We start from the raw sequence: 13,725 nt of genomic DNA, 5'->3' as shown, positions 1-13,725 counted from the left end.
GACGAAGGATGATGTCCACAATCGCATCCAGGATGAATCGCGCCCTCTTCGGATCGCCGGGGTACGTAGCGACGACGCTGGGACTCGACGAGCCGTACATCCAGCATCCCGAAAGCGCGCCCGGCGTCCTGCTCCGGATTCGTCCGTACAAGGAGAATCAGGGCGTCGTCGACGGCGCCGGGTTGCTCCAGTCCGTCCACGACGTGACGACGAACTTCCGTGGCAAGAACACGAGCGACCACCACTCGTTCGAGGTCTGGTTCGACGAGGGGAAGATCAAATTCTACATGCACGCCGCGACGGCGTCGGCAGCCGACAAGTTCCGGCGCCGCGTCGGGAACAGCTACGCCAACAGCGAGGTGTTCCCCGTCGAGGATGGGTACGCCTTCCCGGTGATCGAACCCGACGAGTACGTCGCCGGGGCGTGGATGGAGATGGCAAAGATGCCGTATTACCCGATTCGTCATCACAACGCCGAGGGATGGGAGACTGACCCGTACGGCGAGATCACGAGCGAGATGCTCTCGACCGACGACAGCAAGGTGGTCACGCAGGTCGTCTTTCGCCCCGCGAAAGAGTCCTGGACGGACGGTGATCGGTTCAAACGCAACAGCGTCGACGACCTCGCACACGCCCTTCGGCAGGGGACGTCGGTCGGGTGGCTGGATCCGACGGTCCGGCCGGCCAGCGCGAAGGACACGCAGGCGGCGAAGACGATCGAGGAACAACGGGGCGAACAGGCGTTCCACGTCAACGTCCGCATCCTCGCCGTCTCGCCGAGTGCCGACGAAGCCGAGGCCCGCGCTCGCGGCGTGGCCGGGATGTTCCGGAAGTACTACAACGCGGTCACCGAGCAGGGACTCGACGATATCCCGGTCTGGCACCACCGGGAGACGCTACGAGTACGGAGTCTCCGGAATCACCTCCAGCGGATGTGCGATCGCGAGTGGATCGATCGGCGAATGATCATGACCGTCGACGAGCTCGCCGGCGTCGCGCACATCCCGAACGACGAGATCGAGACGCCGAAGATCGACTGGCGCTACACGCAGCGGGGCGACCGGATCCCCGCCGACGCCGATCGCTTCGACGCCGCACCCGACTTCGAAGAGCCGACCGTTTCGGTCGGTGACGACCCAGCCGAGGGGTGATCGTCCGTGTTCGATCGATTCACCGGAGGCGGGGACGATGACGTCACACTCGATAGCGATGGGCCGATGACAGACGACGGGGACGACGAGACGACCGACGGCCCGACGACGGTCGCGGGGGAGCCCTTCGAGATCGTGGAACGCGGCCATACGCGGGTCGGCGGAAAGGCCGTCATCACGAACACGGACGACGAAGGCCTGGTCGCCGGGCCGCACGTCCGATCGATGTTCGAGAGCGGCCTCGACGATCCGGAGAAGCCGCTCTGGATCGGCTACGACGACGGGGCCCAGACTGGTTTTCGAGAGGCGCCGATCAAGTTCGACTCCCTGTTTCGCCACGTCTGGATCGCCGGGACGACGGGATACGGGAAGACGACGTGGCTCGTCAATTCGATGCTGCAGCTCGCCTACCAGGGCCACGGCTTCGTCTACTTCGACCCCAAGGGGAAGGACTCGCGGGAGCTCCTTCGACGGCTTCCACAGGATCGACTCGACGACGTCATCTGGGTCGAGCCGGGGTCGAGCGACCACGACCGAAGCATCGGGCTGAACTTCCTCGAAACGCCGGCCGCGGAGTCGGAGGCGGACCTGGAGAACGAGATCGAGAATCGCATCGAGAACCTGAAAGCGATCTTCGACACGGACGAGTACTGGGGGATCAACATGGAGTCGATCACCGAGTCGATGGGCCGGGCGATGATGAAGTCCGAGCGCGAGTTCTCGGTGATCGATATGTACTTCATCCTCCTGAACGCCGAGCGCCGCCAGCGCTTCGCCGAGAAGGTCGAGGACCCGTTCATCGCCGAGTTCTGCCAGGAGATCGCGGACATGGAGGACGACGTCGTCCGCCCACTCACCAAACGGATCAAGTCCTGGGTCGAGAACGCGATCATCCGCCGGATCATCGCCCGCCGCGAGAGTACGGTCGACTTCCGAGAGGTCGTCGACGAGGATCGTATCGTGATCGTCCGGACGCCAGTCGAGAATAAAGACATCAAGAAGATGGTGACGCTGGGCGTGATGCGGAACGTCTGGTCGGCGATCCAGCGCCGATCGTACGAGGAACGCGAGACGCCGAAGCCCTACTTCGTGTTCGCTGATGAGTTCGACGACATCGCCAGCGAAAGCCTCGACGTCGAATCGATGCTCGCCCGGGCCCGCTCGATGCGCCTGTCGGTTACGCTCGCCTCACAGTACCCCTCACAGCTCGAGGAGTCGGTCGTGAAGGCGATGAAGAACAACTGCGACAATCTGGTCACGTTCAGCGTCAACGACGATGAGGACGCCGCTATTCTGATGAAACGCTTCCGCGGCTACACTGCCGAGGACCTCATGTCGACCGACCAGTACACCGTGTGGACGAAATTACCGCTGAAGGGTGGGAAGTACTCCGAGCCGGTGAAGCTCCGCACCTTCCCGCCCTATCCGCCGCTTCGACCCCACGAAGACGTCGACGCGATCATCGAGGAGAGTCTGCAGCACTACGGCGCCGACGTCCTCACGGACGACGAGATCCGGGCGAACCTGATCTACGGCGAGTACAACGAGATCGTCACCCCGGACGGTAACGACGAAGAGGGCGACCTGGAAGCTGACACCAGGAGCATCCCGACCGAGCGGATCCTGGAGGGCGTCTTCGCCGCGCAGATTCGCCCGGAGATCGACGTCGACGACGAGGGATTCGTCGCGATCACGGACGCGAAGCGGGAGATCGAGCGACGGATGGGCGACACCGGTTACAAGTCTCAACTGTCGAACGTCATCGAGCAGACGCTCTACGACGGGCAGTACGCCGAAGTAGACCGTCGGAGCGGGCAATCGGTCGTGAAGCTCACCACCGCCGGGCTCGTCGAGCTCTTCGGCCAGGATACGGGAAGCAGCGCGAGCGGCGGAAGCGACGACCACCGTATCATCCTCCAGAAGGCCTACGAGGCGTTCACGAAACTCGGCTACGTCACCAGTCTCCCGACGCAGGAGGGTGGTGAGCTCCCAGATGGCATCGCCGACCTCCCGATCGATCCGATGGAGGGCGAGACGTTGAGCGAGGTGGAGGCTCGTCGCGACGAACTCCGCGAAGAGTACCCTGCGCTGTGGGAGCTGAGCGAGGGACGTCCCGTCAACATCGAGGCGGAGACGTCGACGATCGAGAAGCCGAAGCAGACGCTCACGAATCTTCGGAAGGCCGTCAACGCGGATCGGTTCTGCGTGTTCGCGCTCAAAGACGAAAGCGCCACCCGGGGCGAATTTTCGTACTGGGGACGGCGGGCCGAGCAGGTACTCTACGATTCCTGGCGCGAACTCACCGAGACGGCGATCGACTACGATCGACTGACCTTCGCGAACGCCGTCGACGACGATGGACACCGCCACTTCTACAACAAGGCATCCTTCGTCGAATTCGACGATGGAGTGTATGCCCTCCGTCCGGCCTACGACGAGGATTCGGAGCGCTCTATCTCCCTGGAGTGGGTCGAGACCGACGACGGTGTCGTCTGTCGCGATAGCAGCGGGACCGTCCACGCCAGATTCGACGAACTGGACGAGCTCGAGGAGCCGTCGACGAACGCGCTCCCCGCGTACTACGAGTACGATCGCGCCGAAGGGGAGTTCATCGTGTGGGTCGAGGGTGAAAAGCACCTCTACAACACACGTGAGGAGTTTGAGGACGACTGGAAACGGGTCTACGCACCGTTCGTCCCCGAACACGAATTCGACCGGATGCCGACGGAGGAGGACTTCGCGTTCGCGGTGTTCCCGGATGGGGATAACGATGACTTCGACGGCCCACAGCTCTACGAGAAGGGGATACTCCGACCGCTACATCGAGGACTCGCCGTCGGTTTCGGTTCTGGTGAAGGGGTCACTGCTGAAGGAGGACGAGATGACCCTCTCGATGATTGCGACGACATCGACTCCGCTAGTGAGCGAGCTACTCCCGAAGAGCCGGAAACCCCAACTTCTGAAAATAGCAACACAGATGGCACAGCCGTGCCCTCGGTTCGAGAGGAATTCGTCGACGAGTTCGTCAATATGATGGGCAGGGATGACGAATAGATAGAATCAGACTGGGACCATCCCGAGATGGACCGTGCATGAGATGTGTAGGGTCCCGAACGTTCAATTACAGTGTCTCGAGTTTGGTGGTAATTATAGGAAATGTCCAATAAGTCAGGTTATTACATATAAACGTAGGGGTATGTAGTCCTCCTTGGAGAATTGTACAGCAAGCGTTTATATCCAACTCTCCTTCTTCTATTTGGTAGGTGATGAGTGAGCAAGCTGCTGTCGTCGGTTCTGAAGAGTTCTTTAGAACCCTCGTCGAGAACGCCGCCGAGGGGATGTTGACGATAGACGAGAACAGCGACATCGTGTACGCGAACCCCGCCGTCGAGACCATTCTCGGGTATTCCCCGGACGAGTTGGTGGGGAGTTCGAAGATGAAGATCATTCCGGAGCGCCTCGAACCAGTCCACGCCGCCGCCCTGGAATCCTACGTCGAGTCGGGCGACCGGAACATCGACTGGGACGGCGTCGAACTTCCGGCTCTTCACAAGGACGGCCACGAGGTCCCGACGCTCATCAGCCTCCGCGAACACGAACACGACGGCGGTCGGTACTTCACCGGGATCATTCGTGACATCTCCGAACGGAAACACCGGGAAGAACGACTTCGCGATCAGAAAGAACGCCTCGACGAGTTTTCGGACGTCCTGACACACGACATCCGAAACCCGCTGTCGGTCGCACGTGGGTACGCGGAAACCGCCCAGGACGAACACGATAGTCCGGAAGTAGAACAGATCAATGAGTCGCTCGAACGGATCGATGCACTTGTTGAAGACGTAACTGCCCTCGCGAGAGACGGCCGAACGATCGGCGGCACGGAGCGGGTTGCGGTCGAAGTCTGTGCGACAGAGGCGTGGCAGAACGTGGTAACCGACGATGCCCTTCTCGAGATCGAAGCCGACGTGGGGGCGATCGAGGCCGACGAGAGCCGTATGCACGGCCTCTTCGAGAACCTGTTCACCAATTCGGTCGACCACGCCGGCGACGACGTCTCCATCCGTGTTGGCCGGCTCTCCGACGACAGCGGCCTGTACGTCGAGGACACCGGCTCGGGGATCCCCGAGTCGATCCGTGACGACGTCTTCGAGTACGGCTACACGACGAGCGACGACGGAACGGGCTACGGGCTCTCCATCGTGAAACAGATCGCCGACGGCCACGGATGGGACATCACCGTCACCGAGAGCGAGGCCGGCGGTGCGCGTTTCGAAATCACTGGGATGGAGTTCTACTAACCTCGCTGACCCTCTGACCCGTCAGCAGAAAGCCTCGCCAGTAGAAAGTACAATTCTCACAGCAACACGGCAGGAACTTCGTTATAACAGAAATTTTATCAAACAGCTGTTGGATTTCTATACTAACCCAGGTATATCGAATTCTGTCGACTATCGGCAGTAGAGTATTTAAACCGACGCGCGCCAGTAGATCGTATGTCTCAATTCGAGTACGATCTGGAGCTTGAGGAATTCAGTTTTTCTCTACAATCTGAATACATACGTGCGTTACACGTGGACGATAACGAGTCATTCGTCGATCTGGTCAAAACGTTCCTCGAACGGGAACGAGAACCGCTCTCCGTTCTAACCGAAACGTCTGTGGAGGAGGGGATGTCGGTGCTCCGGGAGGAGCGTATCGACTGCGTGATCAGCGATTACGAGATGCCCGGTCAGGACGGCCTCGACTTTCTCGAACGCGTCAGAGACGAGTATCCGGACCTCCCGTTTATCCTCTTCACCGGGAAGGGCGACGAAGAAATCGCGAGCGAAGCGATCACAGCCGGTGTGACGGAGTACCTGCAGAAGGGAACGGGTACGGACCAGTATACGGTGCTGGCGAACAGAGTGGAGAATCTGGTCGAAAAGTACAACGCAGAGCGGGGAGTCTTCCGTGGGTTTCAGGCGCTGGAGTCAGCTCAGGAGGGAATCGGGATTTTGAACGACGAGGGAGAGTACGTGTATCTGAACCAGGCGTACGCCGAGGTGTACGACGCGGACCGAGACGAGATACTCGAGTCTCACTGGGAGAACCTCTACCCCGAATCGGAGGCGGAACGATTCCGCAGAGAGATCCTCCCGACGCTCGAATCAGAGGGGACGTGGACGGGCCGATCCGTGGGACTGACTGCCAACGGAGACCGGATCAACGAAAGTCTCAGCCTAGCCCTCCTGGACGACGGCGGCCACGTCTGCGTCGTCCGCGACGTCACCGAGGAACGGCGACGAGCGGAACACCTCCGTCGCGAACAGCGGTTTCTGGAGACGGCCCTCAATTCGATAGACGACCTCTTCTACGTCTTCGACGACGATCTCACCTACATCCGGTGGAACGACCGATTCGAGGAAGTTATCGGCTATTCCGAAGCGGAGATCCGTGACCTGTCGCCGATGGACCTGTTCGAAGGCGACACGAAATCGAAAATCGAAGCGGAGATCGATCGAATTCTCTCTAACGGGGAACGAGTCGTCGTCGAAGCAGAACTGGTGACCAAAGACGGTGAGACGATTCCGTACGAATTTACCGGTATCCCCGTCAGTGACGACGACGAAACCATCGGTGTCGTCGGGATTGGGCGCCGTCTCTCCACCTAATCGGTCCAGAAGAATACTATACGGCCCAGGCAACGTGAGACTGATATCGCGGACCCATCAGAAACAGATCGTATCGAGACTCAGTCCGGTATCTGTTTGCGTGAGAATCGATCGAAAACGAATGGCGATGCCCTCGACCGGGGGGCGATCGAGGGCACGGCCCCCATGTCTTCGGTGGCGGGATCAGTGGCTATTGACGTCGGATCGGAGTGGTGCTGCCCGCCAATAGATGGTCTGTACCCTGCATGAATAGGGGTTTTGGCCGATATCGGGAATCAGTAAACCTAATCCTTGTTGGAAGGAGTTTGTGAAAATGCGGGCACCAGGGGGCAGGGATCTGGGTGGCAACCACAGACGATCTTGCCCGCAGCAGAATGTACCATGCAGATTATTATAATCTTGTTGGCAGATTTTGGCCGTGCCGGGGGTAGTTGATTCGATAAAGCGAGGTCTCGGAACAGTAGTATCCGGAGCGTTTCTACCCAAATTACGCGGACTGGTGCTTGACCCGGTCGGTCGGTTAGCGTGGTCGGACCACGTCGTCGATCGGATGTTCCGAAAGACGCAAACTGGGAGAACTACGTCCGCACTGCTTCCCGTACCCGCTTTCGGTTTTTCGAAATTGTCCCCTCAGACAGAGTATTATCTCCCTGGAAATCGCTGACGTCGATCTCCAGCACCGTGCTGAATATCCGCTGATAGGCGACCATCGCGTTCAGGACCGCGTCGAATTCTTCGCTTCGATCTGCGCCCAGGGGATCCGATTCATCCCCACCGGAGCGAGGGAGTGCCTCGCGAATGGTCTCGGTTTCCTCGCGGATCGCCTCGATCTCCGTCTCGAGCTCGGCGAGCCGTCCCTCGAAATCCGCGTTCGTATCGACCGCATTCGGCGACGGTCCTTCGAGGACTTCTGACAGCGCCTCCTCTCCCGCTTCGGTTAACTCCGCACACTTCGCCGACAGGGCGCCGTTCGGGAGCAGCTCCGATCCGTAGACCCGGATGTACCCGAGGCCATTGGTGTCGAATCCGCGCTGATTGAGTCGATAGTTGACCTCGTTCTTGTTGAGGTCCGCTGCGGAAGCGATCTTTCCCGTCGTTGCCGGGGGGCGCTCGTCCGTACCTGACTTGTACCCGGCTCGCTCGTTCACCGTCTGGATCGCCTGCAGAAACCGGATGTCCTTCCCGCCGAGGTGGGGATTGATCGCCGTCGACGGATCACTGTTCTCTGGTTCATCGGGGTTCTCGTCCTTCATGTGGGCCACGCTCGTACTGAAACGTTCTGCAATCGAACTCATAAATCTACAGATAGCGTGACACCAAACAACTCGCGACACCCGGCTCGATCGGACAGGACCTGCCGTAGTCCGATTTCCCACAGCCGGATACGCAGACGGTCATTTCACAGGCTCTGTTTCTCACGGGTGTGGAACGACTACGCTCGTACCACACTGTAACCGCGACACCTGCACAACAGGCACGCCCCATCACCCCCTGTTCCACCCCATTGCCGTCTACCAAAGGAGGGGTCGAACCCGGTAGCGACCCTGGGAGCGACGGGCGAGGCCCGACGACTACAGCATAGCTGGACAAACCACGGAGTATCGAGAAAGAAGGATCACCAAATGACTCGCGACAGTGGAGACAGGGGTCCCTCGAAAGGAGGGGGAATTGCTCCTCGCCGAAAGATAAGGAAAAGTCATCCTCGAGGGAAGAAGGGAGAAGAAGTAGATCAGAAAGCCTAGTGCTGGACCCTTTCGAAGAGGGGGTTACTTTCGAGCGACCGCGTGACCAGCTTCGACGAGTCGCGGTTCCTCCACGAAGAGATTCCCAACGGGGAGGTACACCGGGTTACCGCCGCGCTCGATCCTGATCGTGAAGACATCGTCGTCGACGAGATCACCGTCGAACACGATCTGGACCGCCTTCGGCCCGCGGATAGAGCCGCTCTCGCGAAGTACATCGCTTAGTTTTCGGACAGCGTCGTCGCGTTGCTCTGCATCGGCTTCGTCCAGCAGATCTTCGAGGTGGGTGACTGTGAGGCGAGGTGGGAGCGTCTCGGTGCTGGCGAGCCTCCGGAAGAACGCGAGTGCCGGGAGTTCCTGCTCCGTGTCTTCGACGCGATCCGTCACGAGGTTGAAGTCGACACGAAAACTGTGCTCAAATTATTCAGCAATCCTTGTCATTACCCAAATGGGAACAGTGCTTTCGAATACATGGGAATTCGATTATCAGCCACTTCGATTTCTGAGAAAGGTGTCGCGCCACTCCTGGGGATTTGCGTGTTCTTCTGATTCAATTACCGATCCCCTGTTGGACAGGCGTGCGAGAGTACCATTTCGTCCCCAACAACGCACAACCGGTTTCTCATCAAATTGAGCGCGGCCTGCCTCGTACTTGCGTAAGCGCTGTGGGTCGTCGGTTCTGGAGTGAAGCAATCGGACCAGTCTATCAAAGAGCGGGTTGCCAGGTGAAAGGAACTGTACTGACGGGAACTCTTCGGCACATTCGCTTTCGAAGGTGGCAGCGGTCGTTCCCTTCTTAGGCGCAATTGTTTCCGCGAGTGTATCTCCGTCATCTATTGATTGTTCTTCGAGTCCATCCCATTCAAGACGATAGGTCGACTCAGCGAATTCGAACCGTGGCGGAAAACTCACTCCTGAACCGTCGATTTCGGAAACGGGTGTGAACGAAACTCCAGCCTCCGTGAGGGTATCGTTATCGACGAGGAGTTGCTCGACTCCATCAATATAGAACGGGTCGCGATACGCGTAATCGTCATCACCCACGTCGTCGAGATCGGGGTGGTTGTACGATTTCCAGGCGTCAAGTTTCGCCTCGTCGACGACGTCCTCCTCAAGAAGCGTATCAACTGAGTCGAGCGATTCACCGACATCGACCTGGCCCTTCCGATCCTGTTCTTCGAGTTTTTCGGAGAAAGCCCGGTCGGCGGCCTCCACTTTTTCAGCACTTGTCTCGGCCTCAGACTCGAGGGTCGCAGCACGGATTTGGTCACTCACGCTCGATAGAATGGGTTGCATCTCGCCGACAACGTTCTCGAACAGTCCAATGCGGTCGTCGAGTCGGTCGTAAATATCAGTCTCCACGGTATCTGTGTAGCTATAATTCAGTATCTTAACCGCAGGATAGTTCTGTCCAATACGGTCAATACGCCCAATGCGCTGTTCGACACGCATCGGGTTCCACGGGAGGTCGTAATTGATGAGTGCACCACATTCTTGCAGATTCAGTCCCTCACTGGCAGAGTCCGTGCAGATGAGGATTTCTACCTTCCCGTCTTCATCCGCAAATTCTCGTTTAACATGCTCTTTACCTACCGAAGTCCAACTATCTGAGTCACCGTCGTAGATCTCACCACCGCGCCCAGAGTACGTCGCAACCGTCTCCCGGTGAATCGATAAAAGATTCTCGCGGATGAAGTCCATCGTATCCGTATACTGGGTGAAGACGATCACTCGGTTGTGGCCGCCGCGAGTTAACTCCTCAAGATCGTTCTTGAGTTGGCCGATCTTTGGGTCTTCTTCAATCGCGGCGAGTTCATCGACGAATGATTCCAACTCATTGATCTCACGCTCTAGTAGATGGAGCCCCTCGTCGGTGACATTGGGTATTATTTCCGCAAGGTCTGCATCCTCTAAGTCACCTTCTAGTTCGTCCAGCGCGTCGAGATCCTCAAGGTCGTGTTCAGAGAGTGTTTCCATAACGACCTGCTGGGGATCTCCGACTTCTCGTTCCGTTGCTCGCTGTTTACCCTTCAATATGGTCTGTTGTCCCCGGAGCTTCGTGAGGCGGTTTTGGAGGCTCTGAGAAATCGCATAGACACTGCTCGTTAGTCGCTGCCGATAAGTGGTCATGACGAACCCGATCGCCTGGGTTTCAGCCTCGTCGGACTGCTGCGCGAGCTTGTAGAACTTCTTTGTGAATTCGCGGATGCGATCGTATACCTGCCGAGTCTCATCCGTCAGTTCGATTTTGCGCTGCTCCGGTTTACGATCAGGGACCATCGCGTCGAGGAGACCAACACGTTCGTACTTCCGGAGCGTATCCCGAGTGTTTCGGTGGATGAGTGCGTCGACCGGTGTCGACTCGTCGAGTATATCTTGGACGACGTGCCAACCAGCCTCGGTCAGCTCGTCCAGTGCAGCGAGGCGTTCGTTCCGAGAGAACGTCAACCACTCCTCATCAACCTTCCACTCGGGGTAGAGGAGATATTTGAGCTTCTCATCCTCCTTCGCAGCGAATGGGTCGACGCCGTACTCATCCATCTTGGCCTCGAACGTGTCGACATACCCGTCGTAGTGGTCTCCGTAGTCACTGGCGAGGTCACAAGCGCGCAGAACGCGTTGCTTTGCGATAGAACGGGCATGCTGGTCATCATCGACATCCAATTCGGTAGCGAGGGAGTCGAATATTCGGTCTGACAGACTTCGATCGCCAGTAAGTCTATCTTGGTACCGACTCTCAGTAAGCGTCGCTTGTGCAGACCACGAATCATCTGTCATTCCTGACTCACTCTCTCCGAACACGTCGCTGAGTGCCGTTGTAAGCGCCTGGCGCGTTTTGAAGAACTCGACAAACTTGTCCTGTGTATCCCATCCTCCGGGGAGGTCAAGCAAGGACATCAAATCGTAGAGTTCGCCAGCGTGCAACTGCATCGGTGTCGCAGTGAGCAGGTAGTAGGTCTGTGTGTGATCGCGGAGTCGTTCCAGCATCGAATAGAAACTGCTCCCCTTACGGCCGTTATGAGCCTCGTCGACGACAACTGCATCCCAGACACCCTCCCGGTTCGATGTCGATCGTCCTCGGCAACTTGCAGGCACCTCGTCCCGGGTTCGGACGGTACCCCCGTCCTGTGGAGCCACCTGATCCCATCGGTCACTCAGGCGTGCCGTGTGCCAGGACATGATGACGATAGCGGGGCTGTTGGTGACGTCATCGTTCTGGTGGTCGTGGAGGAAGCGCCAGATTGGACTCTCGACCCACGCCTGCTCGCGTTCGTCTCCGTCGAGTTCAAGTTCAGACGCAGGTGGTGGTGAGTGTTCACGACCGAACGCGTCGATGAAGGCATATTCGTAGTTACTGCCCCGCTCGTATCGATACGTATTCAGGTTGAACTTCTCCCGCATCTCCTCTTGCCACTGGACGGTGAGGCTCGCGGGGACGAGCATGAGTCCAGTCTCGAGTTCGCCAGTCAGACCGAGGCGCGAGAGCGTCAGGCCGGCCTCAATCGTCTTCCCCAGACCGACCTCGTCACAGAGCAAGAAACTGTTCGGATAGGTGTTGACGAGCGTGTCAGAGACGACGCGCTGATGTGGCCACGGCTCGATGGTGCTGCTCTGTTCAGCGAGAGCAAGGGCGCCGGGCGAGCGATAGCCATCTGCGATGATGTTTGCCTTATCCCGGTCGGTCGGCGGGGCGTTGCCGCTGGCGATCTGAACCGCTTCGTCCAGTTCCGATTGTGTGTCTGGGTCTTTCCAGTCGATGAGTTCCTCTTTGATAGCCTCGGGCAAATCGTACACCTCGACGTAGGGATGTTCGTCCGCCCACAGCCGATCGAACGTGGCGACGTCACCGTCGACGTACGTCGCCTGTTCGTCAACCCAAGATCGATGTACTTTGAATCGCTCGTAGTTGTTTTTCCACCCACCGACTGTCTCGTTGACACTCCCCTCGAAGGAGATCGCGTTCTCATCATCGTCGTGGAAAATCCCCATCTTAGGATGAAAGAGACGCCACGATCCCTGCCGGGGAACAGCGACTTTGATGTGAAGTTGATCTTCGCGAAGGAGTCGGGCGAGTAGTTTGAGTTGACTGTCGAGTTGTTCGTCATCGAGTTCATCCAACGAATCGGTCAGCTCGTCGGTCAACGCCTCGAAGACAGGGCGATCGGTGGTGTAGAGTTCAGTCCCAACGACCAATCGCATCTCACCGTCATTCTCAAGAAGCGCAGTAATTCCCCGGGAGGCGACTGCGAGTGCACTACTGGAGAAGTAGCCGGCGATGCGGTCGTACCGAGTAGATCGTTGTAACGCTGGGACGTAGAACTCGTCGACGAGATGAGCACCCTCAGAGCGTGGTTGACTTTCGTAAATAGAGTCCCATTCGGTAGATAAAAGCGAACACATTCTTTCCCTAGGTTCTTTCCCTTAGTCACTTATAACTGAGCGCCGATAGACTGTTGTATCCACTCTATAAGTTGGTCTTAGGATTGGGTCAGATATCCAACTGAGTGGTCAAAACCCATCCGTAGTAGGAATGATAGAACAAACTCGTTGATTTTAATTAAGAACAACTGAACGGTGGCTGCACGTACAATCTAACTACTCAGTAATCTTCCATCCCATCTCCTTTGCGGACACATCGTGCTCCCGGAGGAACCGGCGTTGCCGGCTTTCAGGCCACGAATCACCGTACTTTTTGGCATATTTCATCCGCGTCGTCATTCCCTCTGACTCTTCGGTATCCTCACTCTGTTCTGAACGATCGTTCTTTTGGTTCTGGTCTTTCTTCTGTTTTTTACTCGGTTTAGGTACGATAACATCCTCTTCAGGATCAAATGTTGGCCCTTCTCGGCGATCGTGAATCGACCCTTGGCTATCACCAACTGTACCTGGCATCGAGTCGCCAATGTCGTGTGCCCCGTCTTTCCGCCGCCGCTTACCCATGTACTGGAGGTAAATCCCTTCCCCAATAACAATTCGGGCCGGTGACAGGGCAGATTATTTATAATGCCTTAGAGTATACAACGTCTCTTAATTGATTTTGCTCTCACCAAACAAGCACCAATAACGAATTTATGGCCTTTTTTCTCAGCCCTCACTGATTAGGATCTCTTATGTCTCAGTCGTTCTTCTATGTGAAAATATCACAGTTTGATTTCGCAAGAATGGTGTAGAACTGTT

General features: G+C 57.5%; 7 protein-coding genes and 1 pseudogene. 4 read left to right on the top strand and 4 right to left on the bottom strand.

From position 1 onward, the window contains the following. Window positions 1-11: 11 nt before the first annotated feature. From NO366_RS02590 to NO366_RS02575, 4 genes are all read left to right on the top strand, one after another. A complete protein-coding gene (locus NO366_RS02590) occupies window positions 12-1,151 on the top strand; it encodes a DUF8128 domain-containing protein (protein ID WP_382274378.1) in 1,140 nt (379 codons plus the stop codon). A gap of 66 nt (window positions 1,152-1,217) precedes the next feature. After that, entirely contained in the window at window positions 1,218-4,205 is a 2,988-nt protein-coding gene (locus NO366_RS02585) for a type IV secretory system conjugative DNA transfer family protein (RefSeq protein ID WP_382274391.1), read from the top strand. Window positions 4,206-4,417: 212 nt separating this feature from the next. Continuing rightward, window positions 4,418-5,452 carry a two-component system sensor histidine kinase NtrB gene (locus NO366_RS02580; protein ID WP_256532753.1) on the top strand — a complete coding sequence of 345 codons (1,035 nt, stop codon included), beginning with the start codon at window positions 4,418-4,420 and terminating at the stop codon, window positions 5,450-5,452. A gap of 273 nt (window positions 5,453-5,725) precedes the next feature. Continuing rightward, window positions 5,726-6,805, top strand: coding sequence for a PAS domain-containing response regulator (locus NO366_RS02575; RefSeq protein ID WP_256532752.1), 1,080 nt, complete (start codon window positions 5,726-5,728; stop codon window positions 6,803-6,805). Window positions 6,806-7,383: 578 nt separating this feature from the next. On the opposite strand, the gene NO366_RS02570 is transcribed toward NO366_RS02575, so the two are convergent. The 4 genes and pseudogenes from NO366_RS02570 to NO366_RS02555 all read right to left on the bottom strand — a co-directional run bounded on the left by NO366_RS02570 (window position 7,384) and on the right by NO366_RS02555 (window position 13,488). Further along, the gene (locus NO366_RS02570; protein WP_256532751.1) at window positions 7,384-8,100 is read right to left on the bottom strand and encodes a hypothetical protein; all 717 of its coding nucleotides are present in this window, start codon (window positions 8,098-8,100) and stop codon (window positions 7,384-7,386) included. A 471-nt stretch (window positions 8,101-8,571) separates the two neighbouring features. Then, window positions 8,572-8,937 (bottom strand): annotated as a pseudogene (locus NO366_RS02565) (DUF8076 family protein); the annotation flags it as partial. A 96-nt stretch (window positions 8,938-9,033) separates the two neighbouring features. Beyond that, on the bottom strand, window positions 9,034-12,948 hold the full coding sequence (locus tag NO366_RS02560; protein ID WP_256532749.1) for a helicase-related protein: 3,915 nt from the start codon (window positions 12,946-12,948) through the stop codon (window positions 9,034-9,036). 195 nt (window positions 12,949-13,143) lie between these two features. Continuing rightward, a complete protein-coding gene (locus NO366_RS02555; RefSeq protein WP_256532748.1) occupies window positions 13,144-13,488 on the bottom strand; it encodes a hypothetical protein in 345 nt (114 codons plus the stop codon). Window positions 13,489-13,725: the final 237 nt, after the last annotated feature.

It is taken from the genome of Halovivax cerinus (assembly GCF_024498195.1).
GTDB lineage: Archaea > Halobacteriota > Halobacteria > Halobacteriales > Natrialbaceae > Halovivax > Halovivax cerinus.
This window is presented reverse-complemented; position numbering and strand designations above follow the sequence as displayed.

Excerpts from the sequence above, each read along its gene's own strand:
- NO366_RS02590 (WP_382274378.1), top strand. The coding sequence starts at position 12 with ATGTCCACAATCGCATCCAGGATGAATCGCGCCCTCTTCGGATCGCCG.
- NO366_RS02585 (WP_382274391.1), top strand. The coding sequence starts at position 1,218 with ATGACAGACGACGGGGACGACGAGACGACCGACGGCCCGACGACGGTC.
- NO366_RS02580 (WP_256532753.1), top strand. The coding sequence starts at position 4,418 with ATGAGTGAGCAAGCTGCTGTCGTCGGTTCTGAAGAGTTCTTTAGAACC.
- NO366_RS02570 (WP_256532751.1), bottom strand. The coding sequence starts at position 8,100 with ATGAGTTCGATTGCAGAACGTTTCAGTACGAGCGTGGCCCACATGAAG.
- NO366_RS02560 (WP_256532749.1), bottom strand. The coding sequence starts at position 12,948 with ATGTGTTCGCTTTTATCTACCGAATGGGACTCTATTTACGAAAGTCAA.
- NO366_RS02555 (WP_256532748.1), bottom strand. The coding sequence starts at position 13,488 with ATGGGTAAGCGGCGGCGGAAAGACGGGGCACACGACATTGGCGACTCG.